Genomic DNA, 16,801 nt, shown 5'->3' on the forward strand with positions numbered 1-16,801 from the left:
ATTAATATAGTCCAATGGCGTACTAAAATGCTATTCATAGAAACGGAAATCTTCACTGAAGACGTCAAAAAATTACTGGATGATGATGAATACCGTAGATTACAGATATTCCTTGCGATTCAGCCTGATTGTGGCGATCTGATACAAGAAACGGGCGGACTGAGAAAGGTTCGCTGGAGAGCGCGAGGGAAAGGCAAACGTAGCGGTGTGAGGATTATTTACTTTCATCAAATCAGAAAATCACAAATTCGATTGTTGCTGATTTATCAGAAAGGGATCAAGGATGATCTGACTCCACAAGAAAAAGTGCTGCTGCGTATGTTGAATGAGAGGTGGTAAATGGATAAGGCACTATTTGAGCGATTAACTCAAAGTATGGTTCAGATGAATGAGATCGCTGAAGGAACGCGACAACCTTCCCGTACCTTTCATATTGACGCCATGAAAATAAAGGAAATTCGCCAGTCTTCAGGATTATCACAGACTCGTTTCGCAGATTTGATATCGGTAAGCGTGGATACGTTGCGAAATTGGGAGCAAGGGCGTCGTTCACCGACCGGTCCAGCAAAAGCGTTGTTACGTGCTATTGCCAATGATCCAAAACATGTCATTCAGGCACTAAGATAATCCCCGGCAGTTTGGTTCAATTGCCGGGGGAAGATCTTAAAACTTACTCCCCTTCACCTGGGAACAGGAACGGGTTGATAGAGCTGCGGGCAAAGCCCTCTTGCTCCATGTGCGCGTCCAGCATCAGTGAAGCGAGATCGTCAGCCACGGCTTCAACTTTAGGGTCCTTTTCCTGATAGAGAATCTTCAGATAAGTCCCACAGTCGCCGCAGCTTTCAGCTTTAATTGCCGCCTGTTCGTTATCCAGCGACCAGTAGTTCAAATCACGGCTTTGCTCGCAGTTGCTGCATTTCACGCGCACCACGTGCCACTCGGTTTCACACAGGTTGCAGTGCAGATAACGCAGCCCCTGAGTGGTACCGATTTGCACCATGCTGGAGACCGGCATTGAACCACACACCGGGCAGTACTGACGCTGTTCACCGTATTCCGCACGGGCTTTGCCGGGGATCAGGCTTGCCATCTGCGCCCAGTAGAGCGACAGGGCAGCCCAAATGAACGGCGCTTTATCGCTGCTGACGGAGGCGAAATCAGAGGCAAACAGCGCGCTGGCCATCAGCTCCAGTTCCTGTTCTGAGGCTTTTTCCAGATTTTCGATCACGGCAAGCGCAGGACCGCTCATTTCTGGTTTCAGCTCAGCAATTAACGACTGCAGCAGTTTTTGCCAGTGCTTGTCGCGCGGCAGGACGTGGATATCCAGCGGCGGTTTGCCCTGATCGTTCGCTTCTTTGATGCGATCGGTCAGATCCATCTGCAGCGGATGGTCGTACAACACCACTTCCTGCGCGTGGGCAATCAGCGCGGCAAAGCGCAGATAATCGCCCAGCGGGTTGTTCTCGGCCAGCTCGCGCAGGCGCTCAGCGCGGCGGTTATACAAATTTTTGAGTCTGGGGAATAATAACGGCGGAATCATATCCGCCGTGCGTTTCTCGCTCTTCTCCAGCTCATCTTGCGGGATTATGCGAATACTCATTCAGATGACTTTTCCTGTTTCTGGCGGACTTCACGGTACCAGCGTGGGTGATGTTTCTTCGCCCATGAACTGGTAACCCATCCTTCCACCATCGCGGTAATGGTGCCTTTCACCCAAAGGGCGGCGTAAATGTGCACCATGATAACCACAATTAACGCTACTGCGGCAAATGAATGCAGCATTAACGCGAATCGGATCACCGGGATTGAGAAAGCAGGCGCAAAATACGGACGCCAGATGACCACTCCGCTCACCAGCAACAGGACCAGGAAGATAATCGCCGCCCAGAATACGCATTTCTGGCCGAAGTTATAACGTCCCGTGTCACCTACTTCCTCGTTGACGACAATCTTACGAATATTCTTCGCCCAAAAGATATCATCCCGATTGATTAGATTGTGGTGCCAGTAACGGAAAAACATGATGATAAACGAGGCAAACATGATCACGCCGACAAACGGGTGCACAATTCGCGCCAGTTGTGGAGTGCCCATGATGTGCATCAGCCAGTTAAAAGACGGGAAGAGAAAGCCCATCCCGCTCACCGCCGCCAGAATGAAGCAGAAGGCGGTGATCCAGTGGTTGATGCGTTCCGGCGCCGTGTAGCGCACGATGGTGTCACGTCGTTTCATTTGCGCACCTCGTCGTCTTTTTCATGCAGATTGTCTTCTTCCTCTTCCGCACGGTTCGGGCCTACGCCGACGTAGTGGAAGATGCTGGCCGCAAATGTCGCTGCAAAGCCGACGGCTGCGAGGGGTTTCCAGATGCCTTTCCAGAACTTAACGGTAGCGCTGATCTCCGGGTTCTCCGGCAGGCCGTGATACAGATTTGGCTTGTCAGCATGGTGCAATACGTACATCACGTGCGTCCCGCCAACACCCGCCGGATCGTACAGACCCGCGTTTTCGTAACCACGCGTTTTCAGCTCCGCCACGCGCTCGCCTGCCAGCGTTTTCATCGACTCTTTGGTGCCGAAATGAATGGCGCCGGTTGGACAGGTTTTCACGCAGGCCGGTTCTTGCCCGACCACAACACGGTCAACGCACAGCGTACATTTGTAGACGCGGTTGTCTTCCGGATTGAGGCGCGGCACGTCGAACGGGCAGCCCGCGATGCAGTAGCCACAGCCGATACACTGCTCAGACTGGAAGTCGACAATACCGTTGGCATACTGAATGATTGCGCCTTCAGCCGGACACGCCTTCAGGCAGCCCGGATCGGCGCAGTGCATACAGCCATCCTTGCGGATAAGCCATTCCAGTTTGTCGTTTTGTTCCACTTCCGAGAAGCGCATCACCGTCCAGGATTTGGCGGTCAAATCGGCCGGGTTGTCGTACACCCCAACGTTGTTGCCCACTTCATCACGGATGTCGTTCCATTCAGAACACGCCACCTGACACGCTTTACAGCCGATACAGGTGGTGACGTCGATAAGCTTCGCCACTTCTTCCTGATGGTCCCGCGCCTGAGGCGCGGGGGTGAAACCGTTAGTGGCGGAACGACGAATGATGTCTTGCGATTGATAAGCCATAGGTCGTCTCCGTTACACCTTTTCCACGTTCACGAGGAAGGACTTAAATTCCGGCGTCTGCGTGTTCGCATCACCGACGAATGGCGTTAACGTGTTAGCGATAAAGCCTTTTTTCGCCACACCTTCGTAGCCCCAGTGAATCGGAATACCGATAGTGTCGATATCCTTACCGTTAGCCTTCAGCGTGCGAATACGTTTGGTCACCACAGCCTTGGCCTTAATGTAGCCGCGATTAGAGGAGACTTTGACGGTATCGCCGTGGGAGATACCGAGCTTATTCGCCAGCTTCTCGCCAATTTCCACAAACTGTTCCGGCTGAGCGATGGCATTCAGCAGCGCATGCTTGGTCCAGTAGTGGAAGTGCTCGGTCAGACGGTAGGTTGTACCGACGTACGGGAACTTATCTGCTTTACCCAGTGCTTCTTCGTCACCTTTAAAGATGCGCGCGGCAGGGTTAGAGATAACGTTCGGGTGCAGCGGGTTAGTCCCCAGCGGTGTTTCAAACGGCTCGTAGTGTTCCGGGAACGGACCTTCCGCCATCTTATCGATAGCAAACAGGCGTCCCATCCCTTCCGGCTGCATGATGAACGGCCCTACGTTGCTGCCAGGTGCGGCGGCACTGTAGTCCGGAATATCCATCCCGCTCCACTTCGCCCCATCCCATTTCAGGATCTGACGTTTTGGATCCCACGGATTCCCCTGCGGATCAGCGGAGGCGCGGTTATACAGAATGCGTCGGTTAAGCGGCCATGCCCAGGCCCAGCCCAGCGTATTACCAAGGCCTGACGGGTCGGCGTTATCGCGACGTGCCATCTGGTTGCCTTCCGGCGTCCAGCTACCGGCAAAAATCCAGCAGCCGCTGGAGGTCGTGCCATCGTCACGCAGTTGGGCGAACGAGCTAAGCTGTTGGCCTTTCTTGACGATAACCGCACCGGTTGCCGGGTCGGTAATGTCGGCCAGCGCTTTACCGTTGCTCTCCATCGCCACTTCTTCCGAAGCCGGTTCGTGCGGGGTGGAGTAGTTCCAGGTCATGCTCAGCACCTGTTCCGGGTTCGCGCCACCTTGCTCGGAATACATCTTGCGCAGGCGAAGGAAGATACCGGCGAGGATTTCGCCATCGGTAACGGCAATCCCCGGGGCATCAGCGCCTTTCCAGTGCCACTGCAGCCAGCGGCCGGAGTTGACGATAGAACCGTTCTCTTCGGCGAAGCAGGTGGATGGCAGACGGAATACTTCGGTCTGGATTTTCGACGGATCAACATCGTTCGACTCACCGTGGTTCTGCCAGAAGGTGGAAGTCTCAGTGTTGAGTGGGTCGATAGTGACCAGGAACTTCAGTTTGGACAGTGAAGCCACAACTTTGTTTTTGTTCGGGAATGACGCGACCGGGTTAAAGCCCTGGCAGATATAGCCATTCACTTTGCCCTGATTCATCATCTCGAAGTACTGCAGGACGTCGTACCCTTTATCCCACTTCGGCAGCCAGTCGAAGCCCCAGCTGTTTTCCGCTGTCGCTTTATCGCCAAAGAAGGCTTTCATCATCGAAACGAAGAATTTCGGGTAGTTGCCCCAGTAGTTCACCTGACCTTCCAGCAACGGTTTTGGCGTGTTGGCGGCAAGGTAGGTTTGCAGGTCAGTCTGTTTCTCGCTTGGCAGCGTCATATAGCCTGGCAGGCTTTGTGACAGCAGGCCTAAGTCGGTCAGGCCCTGAATGTTGGAGTGACCGCGCAGGGCGTTAACACCGCCGCCTGCCATCCCCATGTTGCCAAGCAGCAACTGGATCATCGCCATGGTACGGATGTTCTGTGCACCCACGGAGTGTTGCGTCCAGCCCAAGGCGTACAGGAACGACGCGGTTTTATCTTTGGCGCTGGTTTCTGCGATGTACTCACAGACCTTCAGGAAGTCGGCCTTTGGCGTACCGCAGATGTTTTCTACGACGTCCGGCGTGTAGCGGGAGACGTGCTGTTTCAGCAGGTTCCACACGCAGCGCGGATGTTGCAGTGTGACGTCGCGTTTGGCGAAGCCTTTTTCATCCAGCTCGTAGTTCCAACTGGTTTTGTCATACTTGCGTTTGTCCGCGTCGTAGCCGGTGAACAGGCCATCTTCGAAACCGTAATCCTCACGCACGATCAGGCTGGCGTTGGTATAGGCCTCAGTATATTCGCGGTTGAATTTTTCGTTGTTCAGCAGGTACAGCAAAACGCCTGACAGGAAAGCAATGTCAGTACCGGAACGAATCGGCGCATAGAAATCAGCCACCGCAGCGGTTCGCGTAAAGCGTGGATCGATAACAATCAGCTTCGCGCCGTTGTGAATTTTGGCTTCCATCGCCCAGCGGAATCCGACCGGGTGAGCTTCAGCGGCGTTACCGCCCATCACCACGACGAGGTTGGCGTTTTTAATGTCGACCCAGTGGTTGGTCATCGCACCGCGACCAAATGTTGGAGCAAGACTTGCTACCGTTGGTCCGTGTCAGACGCGTGCCTGGTTGTCGACCGCGAGCATACCGAGCGCGCGGGAGAATTTTTGCGTTAAATAGCCGGTTTCGTTACTGGAAGCGGAAGCACACAGCATTCCGGTGGAAAGCCAGCGGTTAACGGTTACGCCTTCAGCGTTTTGTGCAACGTAGTTAGCGTCGCGGTCTTCTTTCATCAGCTTAGCGATGCGATCAAATGCCTCATCCCAGCTAATCTGTTGCCACTTATCTGAGCCTGGTGCGCGATATTCCGGGAATTTCAGGCGGCTTTCGGAGTGGATGAAGTCCACAAGTCCTGCCCCTTTCGGGCACAATGCGCCACGGTTCACCGGGTGATCCGGGTCCCCTTCGATATGGAAGATGGATGCTTTGGCGTTTTTTGCGCCGTCACCGAGGCTGTACATTAACAGTCCACAGCCAACGGAACAGTAAGTGCAGGTGTTACGGGTTTCGCGGGTGCGCAGCAGTTTATATTGCCGTGTTTCCGCGAGCGCTACGCCGGGTGCAAAGCCCAGTGCCGCTGCCGTGGTGCCTGCCATACCGCCAGCGCAGATCTTAAAGAACTGCCTTCTGCTGACCTGCATGGTTCGCTCCTTGTTTCGACATTGTCACGTTCCCTTCGCTTTTCTGTAACGCGAACGCGAGGGAAGTGGTTGTTATTTTTCTTTGCGGACGGGACCGCAAAGGTCCAGAATTGAGTGAATTTCCCTCCGTCCAGGAGGGATTTGTAAAGAATACCACAATGTTGGTATGCGTGTTCCAATATGGTTAAAAGAAAGTGAATAAGATTATTCAAGAAAACATCAAGAATGTGACATCTCTGACAGGATCGCGCCAGTTGACCCTCTGGAAGCGCGAGGATTTGCAACATCCTCAGCCTGATGAGGTAGCTGAAGAAGTGCCTGTTGCGCTGGTATACAACGGGATTTCGCACGTGGTGATGATGGCATCACCGAAAGATCTTGAGCACTTCGCGATGGGTTTTTCACTTTCTGAAGGCATTATTGAGTCCCCGCAGGATATCTACGGAATGGACGTAGTGCCTTCCTGCAACGGATTGGAAGTGCAGGTTGAACTGTCCAGCCGTCGCTTTATGGGGCTGAAGGAGCGTCGTCGCGCGCTGGCCGGTCGCACCGGTTGCGGCGTTTGTGGCGTGGAGCAGCTCAATGACATTGGCAAGCCGGTCCAGCCGCTGCCGTTTACCCAGACATTCGATCTGGCGAATCTTGATAACGCTTTACGACATCTCAACGATTTTCAACCCGTGGGGCAACTGACAGGCTGCACGCACGCGGCTGCCTGGGTACAGCCGTCAGGTCATCTGGCGGGCGGGCATGAAGATGTTGGACGTCATGTTGCGTTGGATAAACTGCTGGGACGACGTGCAATCGAAGGGGAAACCTGGCAACAGGGCGCGGTATTAGTCTCCAGCCGAGCCAGTTATGAGATGGTGCAGAAGTCGGCGATGTGCGGTGTGGAGATCCTGTTTGCTGTTTCTGCGGCGACAACGCTCGCCGTGGAAGTTGCCGAACGTTGTAACCTGACGCTGGTGGGTTTTTGCAAACCGGGCAGGGCGACGATCTATACGCATCCGCAACGTCTGGTCGCGCTGTGACGCCACCAGGCGGCCAGAATACTGCCGGAAAATGCCAGTTCCATGATTACGGCAACTGGCGAGCAAACAATCACATTGTTCAGCAGCCAGCACAGGCTGCCACACAAGGTGTATCCCCGTAATTTTCCGCTGCGTTTTTGAAATGACGCAAAGGTCATCAGCAGGCTTCCCATCAGCGGCAAAATACTCGACAGATTTTGCCAAAGATAAATGCTACACAGCATCGACCCCAGCATAAATCCCCACATCACCCAGCGGTGAAAGGTGACGATGGCCGTCGCATAGCGGCATGCGGCAATGATCATTAACCCAGCCGCAGCGTGTTGATCCAAAAGATAGAAATGGATAGCTAACAGAGAAGTAGAGCTGGTGAGCAGCGTTAAAGTGATAGCCCGGCGTTGAAAATGAAAAGCGGAAATATCCAGTAAGAAGCTGATGCCAGCCAGCATCTGAGAAAGAAGAAATGCGTTCATTGTGGTCGCCATTTATTAAAGAGTGACGGGACAATAATCGACGCATCACCGTAAGGCGTTAACCTTTGTTAAGACGCTGGCGAATACGGGACAGGCTAACGGGGGTAATGCCGATATAGCTGGCAAGATCGCGCTGGGTGAGCTGTGACTCCCAGTCCGGGAAGTGTGTTTGTACGTACTGATAGCGTTGCTCTGGGGTATTGAGCAGCAGCATTTGCTCTTTTTTCTCTTTGTAGATCAATTGCTGGACCAGTAGCTGAGTCTTAATATCCTGATTTTCCGGCGCATCAAGCAAAGCCAAGGGTATTTCAGTGGTTTCTCCAGCGGCGATCATTTGTAGGCTGTAATCGGCAGGTGTGTTAGTTAGCCAGTTCAGGTACAGAAAGCAGTATTCCCCGGCAAAGTAGAACTCTTTAACCCTTTCAACGCCGTTGTCCGCGTGATAAACCGCACGAGCCACACCATGATGTAAAAGATGAATTTTACTTTGTGGTTCACCCTGACGAAGTAACCAATTACCCGCCAGTTGCGTTTTTCTACGGCTGCCAGCAAGCCATTGTGATTCCTGATTACGTAACATCTTATCTCTCAAATAATTTGAATAAGACTGGCAAATCCTTCCGCTTTCAGTTGTTCGGGTATCAGCCTATTATTTATCACATCAAGGCACGGTGCCTTACTCAAACAACTAAGTTAAAGGGTTTATATCATGAAAAGCATCAAAACTTTTGTCGCAGTTATCGCTCTGGCTACTTCTTTCGGTTCTTTCGCTGCTCAGACAGTGACCGCAACCGGTTCTACGCTGGAAAGCGCTGAAGCAAAAATCGCCGCTCAGGCTGAACGTGCGGGCGCCAGCGATTACAAAATCACTCAGGCATACACCGGTAACCGCGTGCACATGACCGCCGAACTGCTGAAATAAGATACCTTAGTACTGTCGAAAGAGCGCCCTTGAGGCGCTTTTTTAGTTTATACCCGCCATTCGCAGCAATGCGGTCACCACTGCAGCAGCGACGATCACCACGATTAGCGGCATCTTGCGCCAGGCGAGAAATACCGCAAAAGCCACGCCCAGCACGCGGGCCATGCCAGCGAAGTGTTCACCTTCGTAAAAGGTGGTCGCCAGTGCAACGGAGAACAATAATACCGTTGCGGCGTCGGAAAGCAGCGCCTGCGAGCGTTCCGAGAACGCTAAACGGCTCCCAAGCTTCGCTCCTCCTAAACGCATTAAATACGTTCCCAGAGATAACATGGCGATACCGACGATAAACAGCGTCATGTTGCCCATTATTTTTTCCTCGTCAGTAAGCCAAACAGTGAGAGCAAAACAGGTAAACCGACCGGCGCAAAGGGGATGGCGGCAAGCGACAACCCGGCACCGCTACAGGCGCGAATCAGCGTGGTGCGGTTTTTAAAGGCCGGGACCACTAAGGCTAATAAAATTGCAGGGAAGACGGCATCCAGACCGATGGTTTCCGGGGCGGGGAGCAGTTTGCCGACGCCCGCGCCGATCAGTGTGCCAACAGGCCAGAAAATCGCGACGCCCAGACCGCACAGCCAGAAGGCGGCTTTACGTTGTTCGGGCGTTTTTTGCGACAGGCCAAAGACTACGCTTTCGTCGTTCATGATATGACAGCCGAGGAAACTCGCAGCCCGGGAGCCCACCAGATCGCGCACCGTGACGCCAAACGGCACGTGTCTGGCGTTGACCAGTAAACCGGCAGCCGCCGCCGCCAGTGGGTTACCGCCGCTGGCGACGATACCGATAAACATAAACTCGGACGCACCCGCCAGTACCGTAATCGAAAGCACAAACGGCACCCACAGTGGGAAGCCGTAGGCCATCGCCAACGAGCCGTATGACATGCCGACTACGCCGACGGCCAGACAGACTAAAAATATTGCTTTTATCGTGTCGCCTTTGAGACTGGAAAAATAATGTTTCATACCGTTTTAGCCATATCGAACGAATTTCCATTATAATGAACGCGACCAGTTAATATTACAAGTCGAACGATTCGTTCGATATAAAGAACATGGAGTCGTGAATGACCCAGCCCATCAGTATGATCGCGAAAAGCCTTGTGCGTGAACGTCAGCGCACCGGTTTGTCATTGGCAGAGATTGCCCGTCGCGCAGGGATTGCAAAATCGACACTCTCGCAATTGGAAGCGGGCAATGGCAATCCTAGCCTGGAAACGCTCTGGTCGCTGTGTGTGGCGTTGGATATTCCCTTTGCTCGCCTGCTGGAGCCGCAGGAACAAAAAACGCAGGTGATTCGCCGCGGCGAAGGAACAAAGGTGGTGGCCGAGCAGGCCCACTACCAGGCCATTTTACTGGCCGCCTGCCCGCCGGGGGCGCGGCGGGATATCTATCTGCTGCTGACGCAGCCGGGCGCGGATCGTATTTCACAGCCGCATCCACCTGGATCGGTTGAACACATCATCGTGACGCAGGGTAAGGCGATGGTAGGATTGACGGAAGCGCCGGAGGAGTTAGGTGAGGGGGACTATATTTGTTACCCCGCCGATCGGGCGCATATTTTTAAAGCGCTGGAGCCTGACACTCAGGCGATTCTGGTTTCTGAGCAGAACTAACTGTTCTGTTGCGTTGTGCCGGATGCGGCGCGTTAGCGCCTTATCCGGCCTACAAGTCTATTGCAAATAAAACACTTCTTTTAGCTCTGCGCTAACCGGGCTGTTGTCCGGGTTTGCTGGCATTACGTCACGCATATGCTTCCACCAACGTTGGCAAACGTCGGTGCTGGCAACGGCATTCCAGCGTTCTTCGGACTCAATCTCAACGGTGGCGAACAGCAGATTGCGCACCTGATCGAGATAAATCGCGTAGTGATGGGCGCCGTGCTCTTTCAGCACCGCTTCCAGCTCTGGCCAGATGGGATTGTGCCGACGTTGATATTCAACGTGCGCGTCGGCATTCACCTGCATCACAAAGGCCTTGCGGATCATAACGCCTCCAGATACAGCTCGCGGACCTCGTCGCGGCTGGCGGTGCGCGGGTTGCATGGCGCACACGGATCGGCCAACGCTTTATCCAGCCAGCCTTCAATATCCTCTTTCGTCACGCCAAGGGAACTAAAGCCCGCAGGAATACCAACACGCTTGCTGAGTGCACGAATCGCGTTGATGGCCTCTATACTTGCCGCTTCATCGCTCATGTCACGGGTATCGACGCCCATTGCCTGCGCCACGCGGGCAAAGCGCGCCACGGCGTTCGGACGGTTAAAGTTTTCGATTACCGGCAGCAGGATGGCGTTGCAGACGCCGTGTGGCAGATTATGGGTTGCGCCCGGCTGGTGCGCCAGCGCATGCACCAGACCCAGACCAGCGCTGTTAAATGCCATCCCCGCCAGATACTGACCAAACGCCATTTGCTCACGAGCTTCGAGGTTATGACCGTCGTCGACCGCTTTTGGTAGCCACAGGTTGATCAGGCGAATCGCTTCCAGTGCGTTAGCGTCGGTGAGCGGATGAGCACCAACGGAAACATAGGCTTCCACCGCGTGGGTCAGGGCGTCCATACCGGTTGCGGCGGTGACGGAGGCCGGGATTTCCAGCATGACGCTGGCATCATCCACAGCGATGTCCGGGATGATATTCGGGTCGATGATCACCTCTTTGACCTTACGGGCAGAGTCGATAATGACCGCGTTGCTGGTCATCTCTGCTGCCGTACCGGCGGTAGTGTTGATGGCGACCAGCGGGACGCCTGCATTTTTCACTTTGCCCACGCCGGAGTAGGCGGTAGAAGGGCCAGGGTTGGCTGTCAGGATTTTCACTGCTTTGGCGGTATCGATCGGGCTGCCGCCACCGAAGGCAATGATGTAGTTACATTCTGCGCCCTGATAGGCCGCAAACCCTTTCTGTACCAGCTCTTCTGTCGGGTTCGGGAATACTTCATCAAACAAGTGGTAAGACATTTGATGTTTATCCAGCGCGGCAAACAGGCTATCCAGCAGGCCCAGTTTTACCAGTTGACCATCGGTGACGATCAGCGCTTTGCCCCATTGTTTATTCGCCACGAGATTCACCATATCGGCAATCGCGCCGGCGCCATGCAGGCTAATTTTTGGCAGTGCCAACATAAAGCTCATCACTATTCTCCTTAATAATAAAATCCTGTAGGCCGGATAAGGCGAAGCCGCATCCGGCGTTGAGTTGGGAGGTATCAGTACAGCTCTATGGCGCTTGCCAGCGGCGTAACACCAAAGCGTTTGCCAAGTGCGACCAGCTCTTCACGTGAGATGGTTTGCTTCATACCGCCCATCGAAAAGATTTTGACCAGAACTTCGGCGGATTTCTCTGCGGTATCTATCAAACCGAACGCTTCGTCGAGGGTAGGTCCGCTTCCGAACACGCCGTGGAACGGCCAAAGTACCAGCGAGTGTTTCTGCATTTCCTCGGCGGTAGCCTGACCAATTTCATCTGTACCCGGCACCATCCACGGCAGAATGCCAACGCCATCCGGGAACACCACCAGGCACTCGGTGCTGCCTTCCCACAGCTTGCGGGTAATCAGCGCTGTATTGTTTTCCAGTACGTAGGTCAGAGCGATCAGGTTGGTGGCATGGCAGTGCATGATCACGCGGTCTTTACCGTTCGTCGCTTTAATGCGTTCGCAGTGAGAGAGGAAGTGAGCCGGCAGTTCAGAGGTCGGCACGGCCTCGTGGGTCAGGCCCCAGAGGATGTGGTAGCCCGCACCGTCGCTGTCTATTTGTACCACGCCCAAGTTTGCCGCGGGATCGAGCTGGACGTTACGGAAAAACTTACCGGAACCGGTGACGATAAACGGTGTGTTTGCCAGCAGCGGCATCGGCTGACTTAGCGCAATATAGCGTGGTTTTTCGTGGAAATCGGCGCTAAACGGCGCAATATCTGCTTCATCAAGACGCAGCGTCAGGTTGCCGCCATTACGCTCGTCCCAGCCTTTCAGCCACGCATCAGAAGTGGCTTTGATCATCCCCTGGACGAACCAGGAAGTCGTAATTTTTTGCATGTTCGGTGTTCCTGTTTATTGCCCGAACGTTATCGGGTCTTACGTAGGCCGGATAAGCGAAGCGCCATCCGGCAATCGTGTTTCATTTATTGCCGGATGGCGACGCGGGGCGTCTTATCCGGCCTACAAGCCTGGTGTCACGGTTAGCTACGTTTGCTCAAAATCTCTTTTTCATAAGCGCGCACGCTGTCCAGCCACTGGCTGCCCGCAGGCGTGTCGTGGCGCTGGCAATACATCTCCCAGACGGCCTGCCACGGCAGCGATTTTTGCTCTTCCAGCAGGGCCAGACGAGCGGTGTAGTCGCCGCTGGCTTCGAGCTGACGCAGTTGCTCGGTGGGTTCTAACAGCGCGCGCAGCAGGGCTTTTTTCATATTGCGGGTGCCGATCACCCATGCGGCGATGCGGTTAATGGAGGCGTCGAAGAAGTCGAGGCCAATGTGTACGCGGTCAAACAGGTTGTGGCGAACGATCTCGCTGGCAATCGCCTGAGTTTCATCATCCAGCAGCACCACGTGATCGCTGTCCCAGCGCACCGGACGGCTGACGTGCAGCAGCAGACGCGGCACATACAGCATGGCGGCGGAAATTTTGTCGGAGATCACTTCAGTCGGATGGAAGTGGCCCGCATCCAGACACAGTGCGGTCTGGCGGCTGGTGGCGTAACCCATGTAGAACTCGTTAGAGCCCACGGTGTAGCTTTCCGCACCGATGCCAAACAGCTTGCTTTCGACGGCATCGATATGGTGCGCCGGGTCGAGTTTCTCGCTGATCACTTCGTCCAGTGCGTCCAGCAGACGCTGGCGCGGTGCTAAACGGTCAACGGTGATGTCTTTCATGCCATCCGGGATCCAGATGTTCATCACCGATGGTGTACCCAACTGCTCGCCAAAATACGCCGAGACGCGACGGCTGGCTTTGCAGTGATCGATCCAGAACTGGCGAATGGTGTCGTCGGCGTGCGCCAGCGTGAAACCGTCGGCGCTCAGCGGGTGTGAGAAGCAGGATGGGTTGAAATCCAGCCCTAACTGGTTCGCTTTCGCCCACTCCACCCAGTTTTTAAAGTGCTCAGGTTTGATTTGGTCGCGGGCAACCGGCGTATCAGATTCCAGATAGATCGCGTGCAAATTCAGACGTTTTGGACCAGGAATCAGGCTCAGCGCCTGCTCCAGATCGGCCCGCAGTTCGGTGGCGTTACGCGCTTTACCCGGATAGTTACCGGTAGCCTGAATACCGCCAGTGAGCGAGCCTTCCGGATTTTCGAAACCGGCGACATCATCGCCCTGCCAGCAGTGCATGGAGACCGGCAGACGATCGAGCTGGCGTAAGGCCGCCTCGACATCAATGCCTACCGCGGCGAAACGCAGTTTTGCCAGTTCCCAGGCTTGTTCAAGTTGAGTGGTCATGCGCAAAGCTCCTTTGTCTGTCGTAGTGATTGAAACTGCGCCTGGTAGCGGGCAATTTCACTTTCAGGATTGGGAATGAAGGTGGTCAGTTCGTAGTTGGCGCGCACCACCTGACGGAAATCATCGACGTTGTTCAGCTCGTCCAGCGTCATCAGCTGGATGCCAATATTGCCGAGCGTGGAGGCCTCAATCGGCCCGGACATCACGCGAATACCGCAGGCGTCCGCACACAGCTGGTTCAGTAAGGTGTTCTGGCAGCCGCCACCGACAATGTGCAGTTGGCTAAATGCTGCACCACGCAGTTGTGCCAGTTCTTGCAGGATGTCGGCGTACAGCAACGCCAGGCTGTCGAAGATACAGCGCGCCAGTTCGGCGTTTTGCAGGGGAACGGGTTGGCCTGATTCACGGCATGCTGCCTGAATTTCTGCACTCATATCGTCGGGGTTGATAAAGCGATCGTCGTTCGGGTTTATCAGGAACTGGCAGGCCGGCAGCGCTTGCGTTTGGCTGATAAGCGTTGGCAGGTCGGTAATCTGGCGCTCTTTTAATACGCGCTGGAGCAGCCACAGCCCCATAATATTTTTCAGGACACGGTAGCGTCCTTCCGCGCCGCCTTCGTTGGTAATATTCGCCGCCAGCGCCGCATCGTTGGTATACGGTGTTCTGCTCTCAAAGCCCATCAGCGACCAGGTCCCGGAAGAGAGATAGGCGCTGTTTTTGTCGGCCAGCGGAGAAGCAATGACCGCGCTGGCCGTGTCGTGACTGGCGACGGCGACAACCGGAATTTGGTTTTTCTGTGGGCAAATCCAGTGGCCGATCACGTTCCCTGGATGCGTCGGGCGACCAAACCAGGCTTTGTCTGCCCCGGTCCACGCCAGCAGTGTGTCATCCCAGTCGTCGGTATTGATATTGACGAGCTGGGTGGTGGTGGCGTTGGTGTATTCCCAGTTCATTTTGCCGGTCAGGCGAAAGCTGAAGTAGTCGGGGATCAGCAGGGCATGGGCCACCTGCGGGAGCAGTTCTGGCTGCTGTTCAACCAGCGCACGCAGTTGATACAGAGTGTTAAAGGGCAGAAACTGAATGCCGCTACGGCGGTAAATTTCACCTTTACCCGGCTGCTCCATCGCCTGCGCCATAATGCCGGTCGTGCGGCTGTCACGGTAAGAGACCGGCAGGCCGACACGTTGACCGACGTTATCGATCAGAACGTAATCCACGCCCCAGGTATCAATGCCGATGCTGTCTATCCGAATGCCTTCATCGCAGACTTTTTTCAGGCCAAGACGAATATCGTTTTCCAGGCTGTCGATGTCCCAGGTGTCAAAACCGTCTGTTTTTTGCAGGCAGTTCATGAAGCGGTGGATTTCACGTAGCGTCAGGGAGCGGTGTTCACTGTCGTAACGCGCCAGCATTACGCGCCCACTGGATGCGCCGAGATCGACTGCGACACAATGGCGAAAAGTCATAGCGAGGTCCTTCTGAGTTTTATTGCACTCAGTCTAAGAACCCCAGATAACGCGTACCTTCTTGACAGTGACAGCCACAATTAGCGGCTGGCAACATGGCAAAGGTGAACGTGACGCTGTTCACAATTTCTATTAATAGGACCTGTTTTAGCGGATGTGACGCCTTCCGCAATTCGCGATCTTTCCCGCCATTTCTTGAAGAATTGACCGTGTTTACGCACTTTGGCGTCAAAAATTTAAGGTGAGGGTGATAACCCTTAATTACTATTCAGCCATGTTCATTTGATCGGGAAGGATGTCATCATGACGGTATTGCATTGCGTGGATTTTTTTCCGACAGGTAAAGCGCCAGTGGCTATTGAACCGCGGCTTCCTCAACCTGCGTTTCCAGAGCATCATCATGATTTTCATGAAATTGTTGTGGTCGAACATGGAACGGGGATCCATGTGTTCAATGGGCAGCCTTACACCATCAGCGGCGGTACAGTGTGTTTCGTTCGCGATCATGACCGGCATTTATATGAACATACTGACAATCTGTGCCTGACCAATGTGTTGTATCGCTCCCCGGATGCGTTTCAATTTCTGGCTGGGCTGAATCAGCTTTTACCTCAGGAACAGAACGGGCAGTATCCCTCCCACTGGCGGGTGAATCAGGGGGTGTTGCAGCAGGTTCGACAACTGGTGGGGCAGATGGAAGCGCTCGGTGAGGGGATGGATACACCAACGGCGGCAAACCGCGAGATCCTGTTTATGCAGCTGCTGGTGCTGCTGCGTAAAAGCAGCCTGATGGAAGCAGCGACCGATAACGACGCGCGGCTTAACCTCCTGATGGCGTGGCTGGAAGATAACTTTGCCGACGAGGTGTGTTGGGAGGCGCTGGCCGAGAAGTTTTCCCTCTCTTTGCGCACTCTGCATCGCCAGCTCAAACAGCAAACCGGATTGACGCCGCAGCGCTACCTTAACCGCTTGCGGCTGATCAAGGCCCGGCATCTGCTTCGCCACAGTGATGACAGTGTGACAGACATCGCTTATCTCTGCGGATTCGGCGACAGTAACCACTTTTCGACGCTTTTTCGTCGTGAGTTCAAGTGGTCACCACGCGATATTCGTCAGGGGCGCGATCTCGTTGTGGCAAGCCGCCTCCAGTAACGCGAAAGCTATCAACGTTTTTTACCGCCGAATCTCAGATAATCATGTCCCTTAATGCCGGATGGT

General features: G+C 54.4%; 19 protein-coding genes. 6 read left to right on the plus strand and 13 right to left on the minus strand.

The window, feature by feature from the left end; genetic code table 11:
* The first annotated feature begins 27 nt into the window (after positions 1–27).
* Together ACHHZ7_RS17075 and nadS are read left to right on the plus strand one after the other, a co-directional pair.
* Positions 28–339, plus strand: a complete 312-nt coding sequence (locus ACHHZ7_RS17075) for a hypothetical protein (protein ID WP_060683044.1) — start codon at positions 28–30, stop codon at positions 337–339.
* Positions 340–627: a NadS family protein gene (gene nadS / locus ACHHZ7_RS17080; protein ID WP_038635893.1), complete on the plus strand. Its 288-nt coding sequence runs from the start codon at positions 340–342 to the stop codon at positions 625–627.
* A gap of 43 nt (positions 628–670) precedes the next feature.
* Here nadS and fdhE read toward each other — a convergent pair whose 3' ends face one another.
* Genes fdhE through fdnG form a run of 4 tightly spaced genes read right to left on the minus strand, consistent with a single transcriptional unit; the run spans position 671 to position 6,194 of the window.
* A complete protein-coding gene (fdhE, locus tag ACHHZ7_RS17085) occupies positions 671–1,600 on the minus strand; it encodes a formate dehydrogenase accessory protein FdhE (protein ID WP_060683045.1) in 930 nt (309 codons plus the stop codon).
* Positions 1,597–2,232: a formate dehydrogenase cytochrome b556 subunit gene (gene fdoI, locus ACHHZ7_RS17090; protein WP_003028686.1), complete on the minus strand. Its 636-nt coding sequence runs from the start codon at positions 2,230–2,232 to the stop codon at positions 1,597–1,599. The genes fdhE and fdoI overlap by 4 nt, the downstream gene beginning before the upstream one ends.
* Positions 2,229–3,131 (minus strand): formate dehydrogenase O subunit beta, encoded by a 903-nt coding sequence (gene fdoH, locus ACHHZ7_RS17095; protein ID WP_003825273.1) that lies wholly within the window; start codon positions 3,129–3,131, stop codon positions 2,229–2,231. Before fdoH ends, fdoI begins: the two co-directional genes overlap by 4 nt.
* A 12-nt stretch (positions 3,132–3,143) precedes the next feature.
* A complete protein-coding gene (gene fdnG / locus ACHHZ7_RS17100; RefSeq protein WP_123969740.1) occupies positions 3,144–6,194 on the minus strand; it encodes a formate dehydrogenase-N subunit alpha in 3,051 nt (1,016 codons plus the stop codon).
* A gap of 194 nt (positions 6,195–6,388) precedes the next feature.
* On the opposite strand from fdnG, the gene fdhD reads away from it, so the two are divergent.
* Positions 6,389–7,225: a formate dehydrogenase accessory sulfurtransferase FdhD gene (gene fdhD, locus ACHHZ7_RS17105; RefSeq protein ID WP_060683047.1), complete on the plus strand. Its 837-nt coding sequence runs from the start codon at positions 6,389–6,391 to the stop codon at positions 7,223–7,225.
* On the opposite strand, the gene ACHHZ7_RS17110 is transcribed toward fdhD, so the two are convergent.
* Positions 7,192–7,698 (minus strand): YgjV family protein, encoded by a 507-nt coding sequence (locus tag ACHHZ7_RS17110; protein WP_060683048.1) that lies wholly within the window; start codon positions 7,696–7,698, stop codon positions 7,192–7,194. The two genes, fdhD and ACHHZ7_RS17110, sit on opposite strands and share 34 nt — an antisense overlap.
* 58 nt (positions 7,699–7,756) lie before the next feature.
* A complete protein-coding gene (locus ACHHZ7_RS17115) occupies positions 7,757–8,278 on the minus strand; it encodes a Crp/Fnr family transcriptional regulator (protein ID WP_032945571.1) in 522 nt (173 codons plus the stop codon).
* A gap of 129 nt (positions 8,279–8,407) precedes the next feature.
* Between ACHHZ7_RS17115 and ACHHZ7_RS17120 the strand changes: the two genes are divergently transcribed.
* The gene (locus ACHHZ7_RS17120; RefSeq protein ID WP_003825262.1) at positions 8,408–8,620 is read left to right on the plus strand and encodes a DUF1471 domain-containing protein; all 213 of its coding nucleotides are present in this window, start codon (positions 8,408–8,410) and stop codon (positions 8,618–8,620) included.
* 42 nt (positions 8,621–8,662) lie between these two features.
* Here ACHHZ7_RS17120 and ACHHZ7_RS17125 read toward each other — a convergent pair whose 3' ends face one another.
* Complete coding sequence (locus ACHHZ7_RS17125) at positions 8,663–8,986, minus strand: AzlD domain-containing protein (protein WP_003825260.1); 324 nt, start codon at positions 8,984–8,986, stop codon at positions 8,663–8,665.
* The gene (locus ACHHZ7_RS17130; RefSeq protein WP_003825259.1) at positions 8,986–9,645 is read right to left on the minus strand and encodes an AzlC family ABC transporter permease; all 660 of its coding nucleotides are present in this window, start codon (positions 9,643–9,645) and stop codon (positions 8,986–8,988) included. Before ACHHZ7_RS17130 ends, ACHHZ7_RS17125 begins: the two co-directional genes overlap by 1 nt.
* A gap of 101 nt (positions 9,646–9,746) precedes the next feature.
* Here ACHHZ7_RS17130 and ACHHZ7_RS17135 point away from each other — a divergent pair, with 101 nt between their 5' ends.
* Positions 9,747–10,295 carry a helix-turn-helix domain-containing protein gene (locus ACHHZ7_RS17135; protein WP_003825255.1) on the plus strand — a complete coding sequence of 183 codons (549 nt, stop codon included), beginning with the start codon at positions 9,747–9,749 and terminating at the stop codon, positions 10,293–10,295.
* A gap of 57 nt (positions 10,296–10,352) precedes the next feature.
* On the opposite strand, the gene rhaM is transcribed toward ACHHZ7_RS17135, so the two are convergent.
* From rhaM to rhaB, 5 genes are all read right to left on the minus strand, one after another.
* Positions 10,353–10,667, minus strand: a complete 315-nt coding sequence (gene rhaM, locus ACHHZ7_RS17140; protein ID WP_008787008.1) for an L-rhamnose mutarotase — start codon at positions 10,665–10,667, stop codon at positions 10,353–10,355.
* Positions 10,664–11,812 carry a lactaldehyde reductase gene (fucO, locus tag ACHHZ7_RS17145; RefSeq protein WP_060683049.1) on the minus strand — a complete coding sequence of 383 codons (1,149 nt, stop codon included), beginning with the start codon at positions 11,810–11,812 and terminating at the stop codon, positions 10,664–10,666. The genes rhaM and fucO overlap by 4 nt, the downstream gene beginning before the upstream one ends.
* Before the next feature lie 74 nt (positions 11,813–11,886).
* Complete coding sequence (rhaD, locus tag ACHHZ7_RS17150; protein ID WP_008787010.1) at positions 11,887–12,714, minus strand: rhamnulose-1-phosphate aldolase; 828 nt, start codon at positions 12,712–12,714, stop codon at positions 11,887–11,889.
* Positions 12,715–12,857: 143 nt separating this feature from the next.
* A complete protein-coding gene (rhaA, locus tag ACHHZ7_RS17155; RefSeq protein WP_008787011.1) occupies positions 12,858–14,117 on the minus strand; it encodes an L-rhamnose isomerase in 1,260 nt (419 codons plus the stop codon).
* Complete coding sequence (gene rhaB, locus ACHHZ7_RS17160; RefSeq protein ID WP_060683050.1) at positions 14,114–15,583, minus strand: rhamnulokinase; 1,470 nt, start codon at positions 15,581–15,583, stop codon at positions 14,114–14,116. The genes rhaA and rhaB overlap by 4 nt, the downstream gene beginning before the upstream one ends.
* Positions 15,584–15,886: 303 nt before the next feature.
* Here rhaB and rhaS point away from each other — a divergent pair, with 303 nt between their 5' ends.
* Entirely contained in the window at positions 15,887–16,735 is an 849-nt protein-coding gene (gene rhaS / locus ACHHZ7_RS17165) for an HTH-type transcriptional activator RhaS (protein ID WP_008787013.1), read from the plus strand.
* Positions 16,736–16,801: the final 66 nt, after the last annotated feature.

The sequence above is a fragment of the Citrobacter freundii complex sp. 2024EL-00216 genome (genome assembly GCF_043945515.1).
In the GTDB taxonomy this organism is placed as follows: domain Bacteria; phylum Pseudomonadota; class Gammaproteobacteria; order Enterobacterales; family Enterobacteriaceae; genus Citrobacter; species Citrobacter portucalensis.